The organism is Paraburkholderia lebeckiae (assembly GCF_050436325.1).
In the GTDB taxonomy this organism is placed as follows: Bacteria; Pseudomonadota; Gammaproteobacteria; order Burkholderiales; family Burkholderiaceae; genus Paraburkholderia; species Paraburkholderia tuberum.
Genome location: NZ_JBNDLZ010000003.1, coordinates 880,445 through 898,597, shown reverse-complemented (window position 1 = coordinate 898,597; position 18,153 = coordinate 880,445). Strand labels below are relative to the sequence as shown.

Here is an 18,153-nt window from a genome sequence, read left to right as displayed (position 1 = left end):
CCACTGAGCATGAACCGCCCCGATCCTGACGAACTGCTCGACAAGCTGCAGCGCGACGAAGAAAAACGCCAGCGCGGCCGGCTGAAGATTTTCTTCGGCGCGTCGGCCGGCGTCGGCAAGACCTATGCGATGCTGCAGGCCGCGAGCCGCCGCCAGGAAGAGGGTGTCGACGTGCTGGTCGGCATCGCCGAAACGCACGGGCGCAGCGAAACCGCCGCGTTGCTCGCGGGGCTCGACGTGCTGCCGCTCGCGCATATCGAGTATCGCGGCCGCAAGCTCGGCGAGTTCGATCTCGACGCCGCGCTCGCGCGCAAGCCGCAACTGATCCTCGTCGACGAACTCGCGCATTCGAACGTGCAGGGCGCGCGTCATCTGAAGCGCTGGCAGGACGTCTACGAACTGCTCGACGCGGGCATCGACGTCTATACGACCGTCAACGTGCAGCACCTGGAGAGCCTGAACGACGTGGTCGGCCAGATCACTGGCATCCGGGTGTGGGAGACCGTGCCCGATCGCGTGTTCGATCATGCCGACGAAGTCACGCTCGTCGATCTGCCGGCCGAGGAACTGCTCGACCGCATGCGCGACGGCAAGGTCTACATGGCGCAGCAGGCCGAGCGCGCGGTGCGCAACTTCTTTCGCAAGGGCAACCTGATCGCGCTGCGCGAGCTCGCGCTGCGCCGCACCGCCGATCGCGTCGACGCGCAGATGCGCGAGTACCGCGCCGATCGTTCGATCCAGCGTATCTGGCAGGCGCGCGAGCGGCTGCTGGTGTGTGTTGGTCCTGGTCCCGAAGCGCCGGCGCTGGTGCGCTCGGCGGCGCGCCTCGCCGCGAGCCTGAAGGCCGACTGGCTCGCGGTCTATGTCGAAACGCCCGCGTTGCAGCGCCTGCCCGACGCCCGACGCGAACGCACGCTGAACGCGCTGAAGCTCGCCGCCGAACTCGGCGCGGAAACCGCGACGCTCGCCGCCACCGATGCGCTCGACGCGTTGATCGGTTACGCGCAGGCGCGCAACGTGTCGAAGCTGGTGGCGGGCGCGTCGTCGCGCACCGGCATCAGCCGCTGGCTGCACCGGCCGGTTGGCGAGCGCATCGCCGAGAAAAGCGGCGATCTCGATCTCACGCTGATTCGCGTGTCGTCGGAGCGCGATGGCGGCGAGCAGCGGCGTCTGTTGAACACGACCGCGAACGCGTGGCGCGAGGCGTTGAGCGCGGCGCGCGAGCGCCGTTCGCCGCCGCGCGCATACGCGCTCGCGCTCGCGATCGGCACGGCGATCACGCTGCTGTCGAGCCAGCTGATCGACCGCATCGATCTGACCAACCTCGTGATGCTGTATCTGCTCGGCGTGATCTTCACCGCGGTGAAGCTCGGACGCGGGCCGGGTGTCGTACTGTCGTTCGCGAGCGTCGCCGCGTTCGATTTCTTCTTCGTGCCGCCGCGCATCTCGTTGTCGGTTTCCGATACGCAGTACCTGCTGACGTTCTTCGGCATGCTGCTGACGTCGCTCGTGATCAGCCATCTGACTTCGAGCCTGCGCCGCGAGGCGAGTGTCGCGCGACGCCGCGAGCAGCGCACCGGCGCGATGTACGAGATGGCGCGCGAGATGGCCGCGGCGCTGACCACCGAGCAGATCGTCGGGATCGGCAGCCGGCACGTGAGCGAGGTGTTCGGCGCGCGCGTCGCGATTCTGCTGCCCGACAGCGTCGATAAGGTCAAACAGAAGATCGAGGACCCCGACGCGGCGATCACGCTCGAAGGCGACGCGCTCGATCTCGACGTCGGCCAGTGGGTCTACGATCAGCAGAAGCCGGCCGGCCACGGCACCGATACGCTGCCGGCCGCCGCGGCGCTGTATCTGCCGCTGAAGGCGCCGATGCGCACGCGCGGCGTGCTCGCGGCGGTCGTGCGTGACGAGCGCGAGCTGACCGTGCCCGAACAGCGCCGCATGCTCGACGCGTTCGCCGCGCAGATCGCGCTCGCGCTCGAACGCGTGCACTACGTCGATATCGCGCGCGATGCGCTCGTCCACATGGAGTCGGAGCGGTTGCGCAATTCGCTGCTGTCGGCGATTTCGCACGATCTGCGCACGCCGCTGACGACGATCGTCGGGTTTTCGTCGATGCTCGCGCAGGGGCGGCAGGCGGGACAGGGGCGGACAGAAGGCGAGGCGAATGCTTCTTTGCGGACCGACGCGCAATCCGCCGCGCGGCGTGACGACGAACTCGTCGACGCAATCCACGAAGAAGCGCTGCGCATGACCGGCATCGTCACGAATCTGCTCGACATGGCGCGCTTGCAGGCCGGCAGCCTGCAACTGAACCAGCAATGGACGCTGCTCGAGGAGACCGTCGGCGCCGCGCTGCGCGCGTGCAAGCGTGTGCTCGCGGATCGTCCGGTGCAGGTTACGCTGCCCGCCGATCTGCCGCTGCTGCATCTCGACGCGGTGTTGATGGAGCGCCTGTTCTCGAACCTGTTCGAGAACGCGGCCAAATACACGGCGTCCGGCACGCCGCTCGCGATCGGCGCGCAGCAGTTCGATGCGGACGGCACGCCGTTCGTGCGCATCACGATCGACGACAACGGCCCCGGCCTGCCCGCCGGCATGGAAGCGCGCGTGTTCGAGAAGTTCACGCGCGGCGAGAAGGAGTCGGCGAAACCAGGCATCGGCCTTGGGCTCGCGATCTGCCGCGCGATTGTCGAGGCGCACGGCGGTACAATCGGCGCGCTCAACCGGATGGCCACGGATGGCCACGTCGAGGGCGCGCGCTTCTGGTTCACGCTGCCGGTCAAGACGCCGCCCGACGCACCCGAGACGTTTGATACGCTCGAAGACGAAGGCGCAGCCACCGACACCGCCGCCGCCCTCAACCCGCTCACCCGACCCACCCATGAGTGACCTGAGCATCACCGTCGTTCTGATCGAAGACGAGAAGCAGATTCGCCGCTTCGTGCGCACGGCGCTCGAAGGCGAGGGCATCGCCGTGCACGACGCCGAGACCGGCAAGCAGGGGCTCGTCGAAGCAGCGACGCGCAAGCCCGATCTGGTGATCGTCGATCTGGGGCTGCCCGACACCGACGGCCTCGACGTGATCCGCGAGCTGCGCGGCTGGAGCGAGCTGCCGGTGATCGTGCTGTCGGCGCGTACCCAGGAAAGCGAAAAGGTCGCCGCGCTCGACGCCGGCGCCGACGATTACCTGACCAAGCCGTTCGGCGTGTCCGAGTTGCTTGCGCGGATCCGCGCGCATCTGCGGCGGCGCAATCACGGCGGCGCGAACGAATCGCCGCAGGTGCGCTTCGGTGCGGTCACCGTCGACCTCGCGCTGCGCCAGGTTACGCGCGACGGCGCCGCGGTCCATCTGACGCCGATCGAATACCGGCTGCTCGCGACGCTCGTGCGCCATGCGGGCCGCGTGCTCACGCACCGGCACTTGCTGCGCGACGTGTGGGGGCCGTCGCACGTCGAGAGTCACCACTATCTGCGCATCTACATGGCGCATCTGCGCGGCAAGCTGGAGCGCGATCCGGCGCAACCGGAGCATATCGTCACGGAGACGGGCGTCGGGTACCGGCTGGTGGGCGCGGTGTGAGTTCGTCCGCGATGCCGCTTCGTTATAATCTCGCGACGTAAGGACGACCTTGCGCCTGCATCAATCATCGGGGACGGCCCCATTTTTCATGGAGCTGTGTCGATGTCCTGGTTTCTTCTCCTGATTGCCGGTCTGCTCGAAGTCGCGTGGGCGGCCGGTCTCAAAACTTCCGAAGGTTTCACCCGCTTGTGGCCGTCTGTCTTCACGATCGTGACCGCGCTCGGCAGCTTCGTGCTGCTCGCGCTCGCGATGCGCCAGTTGCCGCTCGGCACAGCCTATGCCGTCTGGACAGGGATCGGCGCGGTCGGCGCGTTCATCTTCGGCGTCGTGATGATGGGCGAGGCGTTGACGGTCGCGCGCGTCGCCAGTGCGTCGCTGATCGTGATCGGCCTCGTCGGCCTGAAGCTGTCGTCGGGGCACTGACCGGGCGGCCAGCTCCGCTCGGGGCGCGGCCGCCATTGCCTGCAAGCCACAGCGAAGGCTTCGCCGCTCTGCGTTCTGCGAATTATCGTAGCTATAATGAGACAGAAGCGACCTTGAAATTGCCCGCGGCCTGGCTGGCGCGGCCGGCCTGGCGAGCCTGACGGCTTCGGCGCGGAACGCCCGCTCGTTCCCGCCGCGGCGCCTGGCACGCACTGAGCGCGTGGAGGCGGCCATGCTTGAATCACTTTCACTTGCAGCGGGCCTTTCATGGGGCAGCGGTCTGCGCCTCTATCTGACGGTCCTCCTGGCCGGCGTGTTCGAACGTCTTGGCCTGATTCACTTGCCGAACACGTTGTCCGCACTGTCGTCGCCATGGGTGATCGGCGCGGCGGCCGTGCTGACGCTGGCCGAATTCCTCGCCGACAAGATCCCCGCGTTCGATTCGCTGTGGGATGCGATCCACACCTTCATCCGCATTCCGGCCGGCGCCGTGCTGGCCGCCGGCGCGCTCGGCCATGCCGATCCGACGCTGCTGAGCGTTGCCGCGCTCGCGGGCGGCACGCTCGCCGGCATCGCGCATCTCGCGAAGGCGGGCACGCGCGCGCTGATCAACCTGTCGCCGGAGCCGGTGTCGAACGTCGTCACGTCGACCGCCGAGGACGGCCTCGTGGTCGGCGGCGTACTGCTTGCGCTGTTCGTGCCGCTCGTGTTTCTGGTCTTGATGGTAGGCTTCCTGCTGCTCGCGGCGTGGGCGTTGCCGCGATTGTGGCGTGGCGTGCAGGGCGGTTTTCGCGGCATGGCCACGCACATGGTGTCGCGATTTGCGAGGAGTAGGCACGATTGAGCGAAGCACTACCAGGATCCAAGGCGGGTTCAAGGACGCGCGCCGACACGAGACCGGCGCGGCGGCTTGGCGGCACCGATCTGTTGCGCCAGGCGATGCGGATGACGGCGCGCGACTGGCGCGCGGGCGAACTGACGATGTTGCTGCTCGCGCTCGTGTTGGCGGTCGCGGCGTTGTCGAGCGTCGGTTTTCTGGGCGATCGGCTGCATCAGGGGCTCGAGCGCGATGCGCGGCGCATGATCGCCGCCGACTTCATCGTGCGCGCCGATCATCCGGTCGATCCGCAATTCGCCGCGGAGGCGCACGCCCTGGGCCTGCGCACCGCCACCACGGCGATCTTTCCCAGCATGATCAATTCGACCGGCGCGCAGCCGGCGTCGCGGCTCGCCGCCGTCAAGGCGGTTTCACCCGGCTATCCGTTGCGCGGCGCGCTGCGCATCGCGGCGGCGCCGGGTGCGGCCGATCATCCAGCGACGTCGATTCCGGCGCCGGGCACCGTGTGGGTTGACCAGCAGTTGCTCGACGCGCTGAAGCTGAAGATCGGCGATGCGGTGAAGCTCGGCAATCGCAACTTCACGGTCGGCGCGCTGATCACGCGCGAGCTCGATCGCGGCTTTTCGTTCGTCAACTTTTCGCCGCGCCTGATGCTGAACGCCGCTGACGTACCGTCGACGGGCCTGATCACCTATGGCAGCCGCGTCACGTACCGGCTGCTGGTCGCCGGTTCAGACGACGCGGTCGCGCGCTTCGCGCAGTTTGCGCATGAGCGCGTCGACGGCGGCAAGATGCGCGGCGTCGCGCTCGAGTCGCTGCAGGACGGCCAGCCGCAGGTGCGTCAGACGCTCGATCGCGCGGGCCATTTCCTGACGCTCGTGGCGCTGTTGACCGCGCTGCTCGCGGCCGTCGCGATCGCGATGGCCGCGCACCGCTATATGCGCCGGCATCTCGACGGCTGCGCGGCGATGCGCTGTCTCGGCGTGAGCCAGGCCGCGCTGCGCGCGCTGTTCACGCTCGAATTCGTCGGGCTGGGCGTGCTCGGCGGCGTGCTCGGCGTGGCGCTCGGTTATCTCGGGCATCTCGCGCTGCTGACGTGGCTCGGCGGCCTGATCGACGTGGTGCTGCCGCAGCCGACGCTGTGGCCCGCGCTCGAAGGCATCGCGGCCGGCCTCGTGCTGCTGCTCGGCTTCGCGCTGCCGCCGCTATTGCCGCTCACGCGCGTGCCGCCGGTGCGCGTGCTGCGGCGTGAATGGGGCGAGGAGGGACGCACTGCGTGGGCCGCCTACGCGTTCGGCATCGTGCTGTTCGCGGGACTGCTGATACTGGCCGCGGGGGAATTGAAGCTCGGGGGCATCGTCGCGGGTGGATTCGCGGGCGGGCTGCTGGCGTTCGCCGGCATCGCGCGGCTCGCGTTGTGGGGCGCGGCGCGCGTGGTGCGCAGCGAGCGCGTCAATGCGGGCATCGGCTGGCGCTATGCGCTGGCGTCGCTCGAGCGGCGCAGCAGTACCAGCGCGCTGCAGATCACCGCGCTCGGCATCGGCCTGATGTGCCTGCTGCTGATCGCGATGACGCGCAACGACCTCGTGCAGGGCTGGCGCAAATCGACCCCGCCCGATGCGCCCAACGAGTTCATCATCGACATCCAGCCCGATCAGCGCGACGCGGTCACGCAGTATCTGGACGCGCACGGCATCGCCGGCGCGGCGCTGTCGCCAATGGTGCGCGGGCGGCTCGTCGCGATCAACGGTAAGGCGGTCGATCCGGATTCGTTCAAGGGCGCGGATGCGCGGCGACTGGTCGACCGCGAGTTCAACCTGTCCTACACGACGCAATTGCCCGACGATAACCGGATCGCCGCGGGAACCTGGTTCGGCGATACGACGAAGCCGCAGATCTCGATCGAGCAGGGTCTCGCGAAGCTGATCAACGTGAAGCCCGGCGACGTGCTGCGCTTCGACGTGACGGGGCTGACTGTCGAGGCGCCGGTGACGAGCGTGCGCAAGCTCGACTGGGGTTCTTTCAAGGTCAACTTCTTCGTGCTGATGCCGCCGGTTTCGTTGCAGGATTTTCCGGCGACGTTCATCACGAGCTTCCATCTGCCGGTGGACAAACAGTCGACGATCGACGGCCTGATCGCCAGGTATCCCAATCTGACCGCGATCGATACCGGCCCGATCCTCGCGCAGGTGCAGCGCGTGTTGCAGCAGGTGATCGGCGCGGTGCAATTCCTGTTCGCCTTCACGCTCGCGGCCGGCGTGCTGGTGCTATACGCGGCGCTCGCCGGCACGCGCGACGAGCGTATGCGAGAATCCGCGCTGCTGCGTGCGCTGGGCGCATCGCATCGTCAGGTGCGGGCGGTGCAGGTGGCCGAATTCGTCGCGGTCGGCGCGCTTGCCGGCCTGATGGCGGCGCTCGGCGCGCAGATCGTCGGCTCGATGCTGGCCACGCACGTGTTCGAGTTTTATCTGGACTTCGATCCGTGGCTGCTGCCGGTGGGCGTTGCGGCCGGCATCGCGTGTGCCGGTGTCGGCGGGTGGCTGAGTCTGCGGCATGTGTTGGCGCGGCCAGCGCTGCAGTCGCTGCGCGATGCGTGAGTTTTCCCTGGTGATGTCTTTTTGCTGTTGAGCAGGTATGAGCGATTTGAACGACGAAGTGTCTTCGGACAAGCCGACGGCCTTCGAACTGGTGGGCGGCGAGACGCGGGTGCGCGAACTGGTCGACCGGTTTTACGACCTGATGGATCTCGAGGCGGATTTCGCCGGGATTCGCGCGTTGCATCCGGCGTCGCTCGAGGGTTCGCGCGACAAGCTATTCTGGTTTTTGTGCGGCTGGCTCGGCGGTCCCGATCATTATATCGGCCGCTTTGGCCATCCCCGTCTGCGCGCGCGGCATCTGCCGTTCGCGATCGCGTCGAGCGAGCGTGACCAGTGGCTGAGGTGCATGGCGTGGGCGATGGAGGATGTCGGCTTGCCGGAACCGTTGCGCGAGCGCCTGCTCGGCTCGTTCTTCGAAACCGCCGACTGGATGCGCAACCGCAATGGCTGACACGCCGCCGCACGCCACCTCGGCACCGTACTCGGTCGAAGCCGACTATGCGGAGCTCGGGCCGCGGGCGCGCGAGGTTCTCGACTGCTGGTTCGGTGCGCCGGGCACGCCGGAGCGCGGCACGGAGCGCAAGTTCTGGTTCAAGCGCGATGACGCCGTCGATACGATGCTGCGCGAACGTTTCGATAACCTGATCGATGCGGCGAACGCGGGTGAACTCGACGCATGGCAGAGCACGCCGTTGGGTGCGTTGGCGCTCGTCATCGTGCTGGATCAGTTTTCCCGCAACTGCCATCGCAATACGCCGCGCGCCTTCGCGACCGACGCCAAGGCGCTGCAAACCGCGCAACGGATCATCGCGAGCGGCGCCGATCGGCTGTTGCCGGACGTGCAGCATCGCGCGTTCGCGTATCTGCCGTTCGAGCACGATGAAACGCTCGCGAGCCAGCAGGAGTCGCTGCGTCTCTTCAAACAGCTTGCCGCGGAGCCGGGCGGTGACGGCTATTATCAGTACGCGCTGCGCCACGCGAAAGTGATCGAACGATTCGGCCGCTTTCCGCATCGCAACGGGTTGCTCGGACGTGAATCGAGCGACGAGGAGATCGCGTTCCTGCGCGCGCCCGGTTCGTCGTTCTGAATCGACGCGGACGCGCGCGCGAGACACTCGGCCGGCGCGACGCGTTGCGCGGCTCTACTCGTCGCCGTGCGGCTTGCCCGCCATCGGCGTGCGCACGAAGACGCGCAACAGCTCATCCGAATCGCCCGGTCGCGCACCGGACCAGAACAGCCGCCATTCGCCGGCCGGCGGCCGCGCGTTGTCGCGGTGGGTTTCCTCGATCAGCCAGGTGCAGGCGGTCGTGCGCGGATCTTCGCTCGGCTGATGCACGATGCCCGTGTAGTAGAAGAGCATCGGCGCTTCGGATTCGCCGAGTCCGGCGCTTGCCATGCAGTCGCCGTCGTTCCATTCGATATCCATCTTCGCGCCGAGGTCCCGGAACACCGAGCGGTAGCTTTTCGCATAGTCGAGCCACGGCAGCAACAGCGTGCTGACGAGCCCCCAGACGAGCATCGCGCCCGCGCACCAGCTGAGCGCGCCGCGCCACTTGCCCGCGTACTTGAACGACGGCAGCAGCCACAGCCAGCCGATCGTCAGCAGCAGCGCGCCGACGATCAGCGCGGGCGAAATCGGCAGCACCCAGTCGAGCGGCAGCCAGCGGCCGAGCAGATGCAGCGACGCATGCGTGCTCGCGGGGGTCGTCATGGTCGACCAGACGATCCACACGAGCGCGGCCGCGCTGCCGAACAGCACTCGGCTAGTCATATCCCAGCCGGTATGCAGGCGCGCCGGCAAACGTTCGACGCCCTGCATCGCGACCAGCGCGAGCGGCGCGATGAACGGCAGGATGTACAGCTCGCGAACCGTCGCCGAGCTTTGCAGCACCGCGAAACCGATACCCGCGAACAGCACCGGCAACGCGACGCGCGGATCGCGCCAGCGCCGCCATGCGCCACCGGCGAGCGCGGCCAGCGCGAGCGGTACGACCGGAAAGCCGACGCTCAGCACGGTGCGCAGCACGAACAGGTGGCTCTCGTTTTCGGAGCCGAGCTCGGCGACCGAAAAACCGAAGAAACGCCCGAAGTTGTTATCCCACAGCCACACCTTGAAGAGCGCCTCTGAGCGCAGGTAGAAGCAGATCGGCCAGATCAGCGCGAACGGCGCGCAGACGAGCGCGGCGAGGCCGAGCGCGCCGGCGAAGCCGCGGCTGCGGCATGCGGGATAGAACAGCAGCGCCGCGCAGGTGGTGGCGCCGAACACGAGCGGTACGAACAGCCCCTTGGCGAGCAGCGACACGCCGACGCCCGCGCCGAACATCGTCGCGCCGCTGATGATCGCGTGACGCCGCTCGTGGGCATCGAGCGGTTTGGTCTGCCGGGCGGCTTGCGCGTGCATCGGCAAATACGACGCGGCGCGCGGGTCGTCACGCAGATGCACGAGTACGAGTTCGAACAGTCCGCAAAAACCGAGCGCGGCGCCGGCCATCAGCGCGACGTCGGTCATCATGTCGTGCACGTGCTTGACGACGACGAGCGTGCCGCCGAACAGCGCGAGCGTGCCGATCACGCGCAGGTCGAACCAGCTCGACGCAGCGACCGCGCGACGCGCGACCCGTGCGGTGTAATACACAGTCAGGCCCGCGAAAAGCGCACTCGCGAGCCGTGCCGCATCGTGCAGCGGCAGATAGCGGCCGAACATCCACGCAAGACCCGTGGCGACCCAATCGTAGATCGGCGGCTTTTCGACGAAGGGCTGGCCGGCATTGGTCGGCACGACGAGGTCGCCGGTATCGAGCATGTGCTGGACGATGCCGAATGTGTAGGTTTCGTCCTGCTTCCACGGTTCGTGGCCGAGAATGCCGGGGGCGAGCCACGCGCACAGGATCGCCAGCGCGACGAGCCACAACAGCGGGCGGATCGCCGCGAGCGCGCGCCAACGCTGCAGGCCGCGCGTTGCGCGGTCGGCAGAAACGGCGGAGCCCGATGCATGGGCGGTGTCGGCGCTGTATACCGCTGCGCCCGAAGCCGCGGGGTCCCCGGCCGCCGGGTGGGTCTGTGCGCCGGCAAACGGGTGCGCGGTGCTGGCGGAAAGCGCGGCCTCGTGCGCGCCACCCGCTGGAGCGGCCGAGGTCGGGGTCGTCGCGTTGGCACTGTGCGCGCGCCAGCGCGCGGACTGCTTGTCTTGCATGGAAGTCTCTGTCAGCGTACGCGGCGGCGTTGGCTTTGTACTTATGTTTTCCTTACGTCGCCTGCGAATGCATACGATCTGGTCGATTGTAGCGCCGCATTATTACTGAAGATTACAGACGAACGGACGCGCGCGCATTCGATGCGCGGCTGTGCCGGTTTCACGAGAAATCGACGGGGGTTCGCGGAGAAAGAGGAGAGGGGAGCGGGCTGGAACGGCGCGGCCGTAGTGGACCGCGCCAAGTGTTTAAGGCTTGCGCCCCGTTGCGTGAGGCGTTCGCTCAGCGGCCGCCGGCGACGTCAAACAGTGCGCCCGTCACGTACGACGACGCGTCGCTGAGCAGCCACACGATGGCCTCGGCGACTTCGTCGGCGCGGCCGGGGCGGCCGAGCGGCGTGGTCGCGCCCAGTTGCGCGGCGCGCTCGGGCTTGCCGCCGCTCGCATGGATCTCGGTGTCGATCAGGCCCGGACGCACCGCGTTCACGCGCACGCCCTGCGGGCCGAGTTCTTTCGCGAGGCCGAGCGTCATCGTGTCGATTGCGCCTTTTGACCCCGCATAGTCGACGTATTCGTTCGGCGAACCGAGCCGCGCCGCCGCCGACGAAACATTGACAATCGCGCCGCCCGCGCCGCCGCGCTGGGTCGACATGCGCCGTGCCGCTTCCCGTGCGCACAGATAGGCGCCGAGCACGTTGACGTCGAACATGCGTTTCAGACGCGCGAAGTCCATATCGGCGAGCTGGCTCGACGGCGCGACGATGCCGGCGTTGTTGACGAGCGCATCGATGCGGCCGAAGGATTGCTGCAGCGTATCGAACATGCCGCTCACGTCGGCTTCGTTCGCGACATCGCCGGCAATCGGCACCGCGCGGCCGCCCGCGTGTTCGACCTCTGCGATTGTCTGCTGCGCGGCGGCGAGGTCACGCACGTAGTTCACGCCGATGCACCAGCCGCGCGCGCCAAGCAGACGCGCGGTGGCGCGGCCAATGCCGCGACTGCCGCCGGTGATCAGAACAGCTTTCGTCATCGCAACCTCGTCGTTGGGGTGGAGTGTGCGCGGCGAGCTTTGCTCGGGTTCGGTGGACCCGGGATTCAGATCGCGTCGCTTTGGACTGCCGCCCATTTGTCGCGCGCGGGCGGCGCGTAGCGTTGCAGCTTGCCGATCAACGCGAGCGGATCGGCGTCGATCTGCAGCATGTCGAGATAGGTCTTGCGCATGAAGCCTTCGTCGACCGTGTGCTGAAGCAGGTCGATCAGCGGCGCGTAGAAGCCGTCGGTGTTCAGGAGTGCAACCGGTTTGCCGTGGTAGCCGAGCTGCGCCCACGTGAATACCTCGAACAGCTCCTCGAGCGTGCCCGCGCCGCCGGGCATCGCGACGAACGCATCGGACAACTCGGCCATCATCTTCTTGCGATGATGCATGTCGGGCACCACGTGCAGTTCGGTCAGGCCGTTATGCCCCACTTCCTTGCTGACGAGCAGCTCGGGAATCACGCCGATCGCGCGGCCGCCTTCGGCCATCACGGTATCGGCGATTACGCCCATCAGCCCCACCTTGCCGCCGCCATAGACGAGCGCGAGATCGGCCTCGACCAGCGCACGGCCGAACGCGCGCGCCGCCTGCGCGTACAACGGTTTGGCTCCCATCGAGGAGCCGCAATAGACACACACCGACTTCATGCTCAACTGTCCTTCGATTCGTTGCGAGGCGCGGCGCCTTCACGCGGCGGCAGGTAGTCGTAGAACTCGCGCTTGGGCAGCGTGCCCGAAACGAGGTCGTCGAATAGCTGCCGCGAACGGCCGCGCAGGTAGGGCGCCATCAGCGAGACGATCTGCACGCTGACCTGATGCAGCTCTTCGCGGATCGCTTCCTGCTCGTTGTATTTGCGCGGATTCATGACGAACTGATATGACAGCCAGTACGTGCCGATCACGCCGACGTTGGTGGCGATCACCTGCATTTCCTGCGGCGTCGCGACCATTTCGCCGTCGGCGACGAGCTGTTCGCAGAACTGGCTCGCGAAGCGCACCTTATGGCTGATGATCTGCTTGAAGTGCGTCTCGAGCGTGCGGTTGCGCGCGAGCAGGTCGTTCAGGTCGCGGTACAGGAAGCGGTAGCGCCACGTGAAATCGACCATGTACTGCAGATACGACCACATCTCGTCGATGGTCGCGCGATGGTCGTCGGGGAAACGCAGACGTTTCTCGATCTCCTGCTCGAACTGGCTGAAGATGCTGTTGATGATGTCGTCTTTGTTGCGGAAGTGGTAGTACAGGTTGCCTGGGCTGATTTCCATTTCCTCGGCGATCGTCGTCGTCGTGACGTTCGGCTCGCCGATTTCGTTGAACAGCTTCAACGACAGTTCGAGAATCCGTTCGCGCGTGCGGCGGGGAGGTTTGGCTTCCATGTCGTCCGGCCCTGGTTATGCCGGGCTGGGCGCGTGGCGGCGTGCCGCTGCTGCGTATTCCACCCGGATGCGGTTGGTATATTGAGCTCTCCCGAACCCGCCGACACGCGGCGGGCCCCCCGAAAGGGCAGGATGAGGCGAGGCGCGGATAGGTTTGCGCGAGCGCTTTCCTGTGAGACCGTCAAACGATTATAAACCGAGCGTTCTAATACCCAACCGCCTGCGCGGATTTTCATCCTGGGGGGCGTGGCGAAGCGTGCGCTTCAACCCGCATCGAACCTCAAAGCCACGCGCGAACCCAGCCGACGACCAGCGGCCCGACGATGACTCCCCACGTCATTACACACATGCCGAGCGCGACCATCACGGCCGCACTGCCGAGATCCTTCGCGCGGCGCGACAATTCGTGACGTTCGAGCGAGATCCGGTCGATTGCCGCTTCGACGCTCGAATTGAGCAGCTCGACGATCAGCACCAGCAGCACCGAGCCGAGCAGCAACACGCGCGACACGGGATCGACGGGCACCACGAGGCCGCACGGAATCAGGATCGCGGCCAACGTGAGTTCCTGACGAAACGCGCTTTCCTCGCGAATCGCAACGCGAAAACCGGCCAGCGAGTTTTTCATCGCGTGCCATGCGCGCGTGAGGCCGCGGTTGCCTTTGTAGGGGTTGAAGGGCAGCGGGGCGAGCGGGTCGTCGGGGCTGAGCGGTTCGTTGGGGGCGTCGTGGCTCGAGTCGCGAGTCGTGTCGTGGGTGGCGTCAGGTTGCACGCCACCCGCGACGCTGGCGCCGCCGGTCGTGGTCCTCCCGCCGTTCACCCGTTGCACGGTATCCGCATGCCCGGTCATACCCGGCTCGCGTACGTCGTCGAACGGTTCGATGCTGGTGGTGTCGCGGGTGGACTCGACGGCGCGCAGTGCGCCGTTCGACGCGCCTTCGGCGCTGGATCGACTGCTTCGCATGGATGGCTCCGCGCGCCGCATCACGCAGCGGCGCTTTCCTCACGATACGCCGTGCCGCGCAGCGGCTTCAGATGCGCGGCGAATTGTGCGGACGCCGCTGCCCACGAGAAGCGCTCGGCCCATGCGCGCGCATGCGACCGATCGATCTTCAGTGCCTGCAGACAGGCTTCGCGCAGATCCTCGTGCATTGCACCGGCGCCGCCGTCGCCGAGCACGTCGATCGGGCCGGTGACCGGATATGCGGCCACCGGCGTGCCGCATGCGAGCGCTTCGAGCAGCACGAGTCCGAACGTGTCGGTGCGGCTCGGAAACACGAAGACGTCGGCGGCCGCGTAGACCTTCGCGAGTTCGGCCTGCGACAGCACGCCCAGATAGTTGACCTGCGGATAGCGCGACTTCAGCTCGGCGAGCGCCGGACCTTCGCCCGCGACCCACTTCGAGCCGGGCAGATCGAGCTGCAGGAATGCCTCGACGTTCTTCTCGACCGCCACGCGTCCCACGTACAGGAAGATCGGCCGCGCGGTGTTGAGCACCTTCGAGTCCATCGGATGGAAGATTTCGAGATCGACGCCGCGCGTCCACAGCACGACGTTCGTGAAGCCGAACTTCTCGAGGTCCTGCTTGACGACGGGGGTCGGCGCCATTACCGCGAGCGACGGCTTGTGGAACCAGTGCAGAAACCTGTAGGTCGCCGCGAGCGGAATGCGAAAGCGCGCCTGCACGTACTCGGGAAAGCGCGTGTGATACGCGGTCGTGAACGGCAGCTTGTGTTCGAGCGCATACGCGCGCGCGGCCATTCCCAGCGGACCTTCGGTCGCGATGTGCAACGCGTCGGGCGCGAAACGGTCGATGCGCTCGCGCAGCCGGCGGCGCGGCAGCAACGACAGGCGTATCTCCGGGTAAGTCGGGCACGGGATGGTGCGGAATTCGAGCGGCGTCAGCAGGTCGACCTGATGGCCGAGCGCGGTGAGTTCGCGCTGGGTGTTCTTCAGCGTGCGTACGACACCGTTGACCTGCGGCTCCCATGCGTCGGTGACGATCATGATCTTCATCGCGTTGTTCATCGCTGCGGGCCCTGTGGAAGTGGAGAGTGGAAGTGCTCAGGCAGTGGCGCGGGCTTTTTGCGTGCCCGCCTGGGGCGCGCGCAGCGCAGTCCAGAAGATCACCTTGAGCTCGCCTTCATAAGTCTCGACGAGCGCCGACAGACTCTCGACCCAATCGCCATCGTTGCAATAGAGCACGCCATCGATCTCGCGCATCTCGGCCTTGTGGATGTGCCCGCAGACGACGCCGTCGCAGCCGCGGCGACGCGCTTCGTCTGTCATTACGCGTTCGAACGACGAGATGAAGTTGACCGCGTTCTTGACCTGATGCTTCAGGTATTGCGACAGCGACCAGTACGGAAATCCGAGCTTGCTGCGAATGCGGTTGAACCAGCGGTTGAGTACGAGGATCATCGTGTACAGCGTGTCGCCGAGATAGGCGAGCCATTTCGCGTGCTGGATCACGCCGTCGAACAGATCGCCGTGCACGATCCACAGCCGCTTGCCGGCGAGCGTCGTGTGGAACGCTTCGCCGCGTACGTGGATGTCGCCGAACGCGAGGTCGCAGAACTGGCGCGCGGCTTCGTCGTGATTGCCGGGCACGTAGATGACCTGAGTGCCTTTGCGCGCTTTGCGCAGCACTTTCTGCACGACGTCGTTGTGCGCCTGTGGCCAGTACCAGCCTTTCTTCAACTGCCAGCCGTCGATGATGTCGCCGACGAGGTACAGGTACTCCGATTCGTTGTGGCGCAGGAAGTCGAGCAGATATCCCGCCTGGCAGCCGCTCGAGCCGAGATGGATATCCGAGAGCCAGATCGTGCGATAGCGATGCGGATCGTCGTGGCCGTCATCGGGATGATCGGCGCGGGCATCGAGTGATGGCGTCGGGGGCAGCGGCAGGCCGTGTTGAGTAGAACCCGGATCGGGCCGGAACGCGACGGGGTCGACGCTCGGTCCGGTTTGACGAAACAGGGAAGTCGCGGACGGATTTGGGTCCATGGCTCACGCGTCGAGTGGCGGTGCCCGTATTGGGCCGGGTGCGTGTGACTTCGGCGTGACAGTCATGAGAAGTTCTTATTACGGGGGGCCTTGGCGGGGCCTGTTTTTTCGTTGTTCTGGCTTTGTTGGCCTTTCCTTGTTGTCTTGTCGGTTTATTAGCGTTGCCCCTGTGCGGGGCGGCACCTACTTTCTTTGCTGCTGCAAAGAAAGTAGGCAAAGAAGACAGCTAAGACCGCAAGCTCTTAAGCGGGTCCCTTGGCTTGGAAGGGGTAGTGGTGCATCTGGAATCCGGGCTCCCGCACATTCCCCGCTCGTGACAAAGCCGTCATCCCTCCCACTCCGCACTACGTGCGTCGCGGAAGGGTCTGCCTGGCAAACCAATGGTTTGGCCCGCGCAGCGGGGGCCGTCGGCTGCGCCTCGGCGATGCGCCGAAACAACCGGTGGTTTGGGAACGGGGATTCGGCGCGCGTAGCGCCGCCGGAAGAATGACAGCCTTGTCACTGGCGCCGAATGTGCGGGAGCACGGATTCCAGATGCACCACTACCTTCTGCAGACCGACGGACCCGCTTATGAGCTGGCGGTTTTAGCTGTCTTCTTTGCCTACTTTCTTTGCAGCAGCAAAGAAAGTAGGTGCCGCCCCGCACAGGGGCAACGCCAATAGACCGACAACAAAGCAAGGAAAGGCCAACACCGCAAAGAAAAAAGACAAAAAAAAGGCCTCACTCCGCCCAAGGGGAACAACGCATTCTGCTAATCGCCCACGCGCGCTAGCGCCCAACCGCTACGACCCGCGTCCCCGCGAGCCGATCATGCAAAAACTGCCGCTGCGGATCAAAACGCCCACTCGCGGCCCACACCACGAACCAGACGCCCGCAATAACAAGCGTCTGCGGCACCCGCAACCCAAGAAGTGGATGCAACGCCAGCGGCGGCAAAAACCACAACCAGGCGAGCACATACCGCGCAATCGCCCGCCCAACCGAAACCGGCGCGCCATCAGCGCCAACAACCCGTAATCGCCAGGTTTTCATCGGCAGCGTCTGGCCGCCGTGCGTCCAGAACCAGACGAAGTACACGCCAACCACGAGGCCGATCCAGCCGGCGAGCAGGTTGTGATGCGCGAGTCCGTTACGCTGCTGCGTCAGCGTGCTGAACAGATAGCCGGCGAGAAACACGACGCCGAACAGAATGACCGTTTCGTAGAGCAGTGCCGCGAGCCGTCGCCGGACGGTGGGCGCCGTGCCGGCGGGTGCGGCGGCAGGCAGGGTGGGGGTGGCGAGCGGCTGGGACACGTAATGGGTGGGGGATCGGAATCAGGAGCCGTGGAAGATTGCCGGCGCTTCGGCAGGCGACACGGGCACCGGCGTCGCCGGTACGAAGCTGCCCGCTGCCGGAATCGCAGGCTGCGCCGGCAGCGAGGCCGCAGCCGGCGCGGAGGCAGCCGGCGCGGCGCTCGCCGCCGCGGCAGCGCTGGCGCCGTGCTCGCGCGCATTCACGAACCGGTCGATGCCCTTGATCTCTTTGCGAGCCGATGGCGGCGCGCTGACGACGCTGGGGCGACGCTTGCGTTCGCTCGCGGCGAGCCGCTCCTTCGTTTCTTCGGGCAGTTGTTGGTACGCTTTCCACGCGTTCTGGCGCGCTTCACGCGGCAACTCCTTCGAAACCTGGTAGTTTTCGCGCGCGACGCGGCGCTGATCGGGCGTCATGCGCACCCATTCACTCATGCGCTCATGCAGACGCTTTTGCGCATCCGGCGACATCTTTGCGTATCGCGACGCGATCTTGATCCACTTTCGCTTGCGTTCGTCGCTAAACGAATCCCACTGCGATGCGAATGGGGCCAGCGCGGCGTGGTCGGCGGCGCTCAGGCGTGACCACGCGAGGGGGCTGTTGCTGCCCGGCAGGCCGGGCAATTCGACGGAAAGTGCGGGGGCGGGCGCGGGCGCGGCGACGTTGACGCCGGGCGACGGATTGCCCGCCGACGATGGGCTCGGGTGAAAGCGCGGATAGGTCGCGACAAACGACACCAGGGCCGCGATCGTGCATCCGAAAACAACGGCCAGGCCGCGCTTGTAACTCACCCGAGGAATCTCCCG

General features: G+C 66.5%; 16 protein-coding genes. 7 read left to right on the top strand and 9 right to left on the bottom strand.

Features of this window, described 5'->3' with window-relative positions; genetic code table 11:
• Positions 1-9: 9 nt before the first annotated feature.
• The 7 genes from OKW44_RS22075 to OKW44_RS22045 all read left to right on the top strand — a co-directional run bounded on the left by OKW44_RS22075 (position 10) and on the right by OKW44_RS22045 (position 8,535).
• Positions 10-2,898: a DUF4118 domain-containing protein gene (locus OKW44_RS22075; RefSeq protein WP_018419981.1), complete on the top strand. Its 2,889-nt coding sequence runs from the start codon at positions 10-12 to the stop codon at positions 2,896-2,898.
• Positions 2,891-3,589: a two-component system response regulator KdpE gene (gene kdpE / locus OKW44_RS22070; RefSeq protein ID WP_018419982.1), complete on the top strand. Its 699-nt coding sequence runs from the start codon at positions 2,891-2,893 to the stop codon at positions 3,587-3,589. Before OKW44_RS22075 ends, kdpE begins: the two co-directional genes overlap by 8 nt.
• 102 nt (positions 3,590-3,691) lie before the next feature.
• The gene (gene sugE / locus OKW44_RS22065; protein WP_018419983.1) at positions 3,692-4,012 is read left to right on the top strand and encodes a quaternary ammonium compound efflux SMR transporter SugE; all 321 of its coding nucleotides are present in this window, start codon (positions 3,692-3,694) and stop codon (positions 4,010-4,012) included.
• A 232-nt stretch (positions 4,013-4,244) separates the two neighbouring features.
• Positions 4,245-4,856 carry a DUF4126 domain-containing protein gene (locus tag OKW44_RS22060; RefSeq protein WP_018419984.1) on the top strand — a complete coding sequence of 204 codons (612 nt, stop codon included), beginning with the start codon at positions 4,245-4,247 and terminating at the stop codon, positions 4,854-4,856.
• A gap of 101 nt (positions 4,857-4,957) precedes the next feature.
• Positions 4,958-7,447 (top strand): ABC transporter permease, encoded by a 2,490-nt coding sequence (locus OKW44_RS22055; RefSeq protein WP_018419985.1) that lies wholly within the window; start codon positions 4,958-4,960, stop codon positions 7,445-7,447.
• Positions 7,448-7,484: 37 nt separating this feature from the next.
• Positions 7,485-7,898 (top strand): group II truncated hemoglobin, encoded by a 414-nt coding sequence (locus tag OKW44_RS22050; RefSeq protein ID WP_018419986.1) that lies wholly within the window; start codon positions 7,485-7,487, stop codon positions 7,896-7,898.
• On the top strand, positions 7,891-8,535 hold the full coding sequence (locus tag OKW44_RS22045; protein ID WP_018419987.1) for a DUF924 family protein: 645 nt from the start codon (positions 7,891-7,893) through the stop codon (positions 8,533-8,535). The genes OKW44_RS22050 and OKW44_RS22045 overlap by 8 nt, the downstream gene beginning before the upstream one ends.
• A 54-nt stretch (positions 8,536-8,589) precedes the next feature.
• Here the strand turns inward: OKW44_RS22045 and OKW44_RS22040 are convergent, their stop codons facing one another.
• From OKW44_RS22040 to OKW44_RS22000, 9 genes are all read right to left on the bottom strand, one after another.
• Positions 8,590-10,641 (bottom strand): ArnT family glycosyltransferase, encoded by a 2,052-nt coding sequence (locus tag OKW44_RS22040; RefSeq protein ID WP_018419988.1) that lies wholly within the window; start codon positions 10,639-10,641, stop codon positions 8,590-8,592.
• 280 nt (positions 10,642-10,921) lie between these two features.
• Positions 10,922-11,668: an SDR family oxidoreductase gene (locus OKW44_RS22035; RefSeq protein ID WP_026225697.1), complete on the bottom strand. Its 747-nt coding sequence runs from the start codon at positions 11,666-11,668 to the stop codon at positions 10,922-10,924.
• 65 nt (positions 11,669-11,733) lie between these two features.
• Positions 11,734-12,321, bottom strand: a complete 588-nt coding sequence (locus OKW44_RS22030) for an LOG family protein (protein ID WP_026225698.1) — start codon at positions 12,319-12,321, stop codon at positions 11,734-11,736.
• 2 nt (positions 12,322-12,323) lie between these two features.
• A complete protein-coding gene (locus OKW44_RS22025) occupies positions 12,324-13,049 on the bottom strand; it encodes a TetR/AcrR family transcriptional regulator (protein WP_018419991.1) in 726 nt (241 codons plus the stop codon).
• A gap of 280 nt (positions 13,050-13,329) precedes the next feature.
• On the bottom strand, positions 13,330-14,013 hold the full coding sequence (locus OKW44_RS22020; RefSeq protein WP_018419992.1) for a diacylglycerol kinase: 684 nt from the start codon (positions 14,011-14,013) through the stop codon (positions 13,330-13,332).
• A gap of 20 nt (positions 14,014-14,033) precedes the next feature.
• On the bottom strand, positions 14,034-15,065 hold the full coding sequence (locus tag OKW44_RS22015) for a glycosyltransferase family 4 protein (RefSeq protein ID WP_026225699.1): 1,032 nt from the start codon (positions 15,063-15,065) through the stop codon (positions 14,034-14,036).
• 48 nt (positions 15,066-15,113) lie between these two features.
• The gene (locus tag OKW44_RS22010) at positions 15,114-16,055 is read right to left on the bottom strand and encodes a UDP-2,3-diacylglucosamine diphosphatase (protein WP_018419994.1); all 942 of its coding nucleotides are present in this window, start codon (positions 16,053-16,055) and stop codon (positions 15,114-15,116) included.
• A 769-nt stretch (positions 16,056-16,824) separates the two neighbouring features.
• Positions 16,825-17,349, bottom strand: coding sequence for an RDD family protein (locus OKW44_RS22005; RefSeq protein WP_018419995.1), 525 nt, complete (start codon positions 17,347-17,349; stop codon positions 16,825-16,827).
• A 21-nt stretch (positions 17,350-17,370) separates the two neighbouring features.
• On the bottom strand, positions 17,371-18,138 hold the full coding sequence (locus OKW44_RS22000) for a DUF3106 domain-containing protein (protein WP_018419996.1): 768 nt from the start codon (positions 18,136-18,138) through the stop codon (positions 17,371-17,373).
• Positions 18,139-18,153: the final 15 nt, after the last annotated feature.

Bases quoted from the DNA above. Each gene is read 5' to 3' on its own strand.
- OKW44_RS22075 (WP_018419981.1), top strand. From the start codon at position 10: ATGAACCGCCCCGATCCTGACGAACTGCTCGACAAGCTGCAGCGCGAC.
- kdpE (WP_018419982.1), top strand. From the start codon at position 2,891: ATGAGTGACCTGAGCATCACCGTCGTTCTGATCGAAGACGAGAAGCAG.
- sugE (WP_018419983.1), top strand. From the start codon at position 3,692: ATGTCCTGGTTTCTTCTCCTGATTGCCGGTCTGCTCGAAGTCGCGTGG.
- OKW44_RS22060 (WP_018419984.1), top strand. From the start codon at position 4,245: ATGCTTGAATCACTTTCACTTGCAGCGGGCCTTTCATGGGGCAGCGGT.
- OKW44_RS22055 (WP_018419985.1), top strand. From the start codon at position 4,958: ATGACGGCGCGCGACTGGCGCGCGGGCGAACTGACGATGTTGCTGCTC.
- OKW44_RS22050 (WP_018419986.1), top strand. From the start codon at position 7,485: ATGAGCGATTTGAACGACGAAGTGTCTTCGGACAAGCCGACGGCCTTC.
- OKW44_RS22045 (WP_018419987.1), top strand. From the start codon at position 7,891: ATGGCTGACACGCCGCCGCACGCCACCTCGGCACCGTACTCGGTCGAA.
- OKW44_RS22040 (WP_018419988.1), bottom strand. From the start codon at position 10,641: ATGCAAGACAAGCAGTCCGCGCGCTGGCGCGCGCACAGTGCCAACGCG.
- OKW44_RS22035 (WP_026225697.1), bottom strand. From the start codon at position 11,668: ATGACGAAAGCTGTTCTGATCACCGGCGGCAGTCGCGGCATTGGCCGC.
- OKW44_RS22030 (WP_026225698.1), bottom strand. From the start codon at position 12,321: ATGAAGTCGGTGTGTGTCTATTGCGGCTCCTCGATGGGAGCCAAACCG.
- OKW44_RS22025 (WP_018419991.1), bottom strand. From the start codon at position 13,049: ATGGAAGCCAAACCTCCCCGCCGCACGCGCGAACGGATTCTCGAACTG.
- OKW44_RS22020 (WP_018419992.1), bottom strand. From the start codon at position 14,013: ATGCGAAGCAGTCGATCCAGCGCCGAAGGCGCGTCGAACGGCGCACTG.
- OKW44_RS22015 (WP_026225699.1), bottom strand. From the start codon at position 15,065: ATGAAGATCATGATCGTCACCGACGCATGGGAGCCGCAGGTCAACGGT.
- OKW44_RS22010 (WP_018419994.1), bottom strand. From the start codon at position 16,055: ATGGACCCAAATCCGTCCGCGACTTCCCTGTTTCGTCAAACCGGACCG.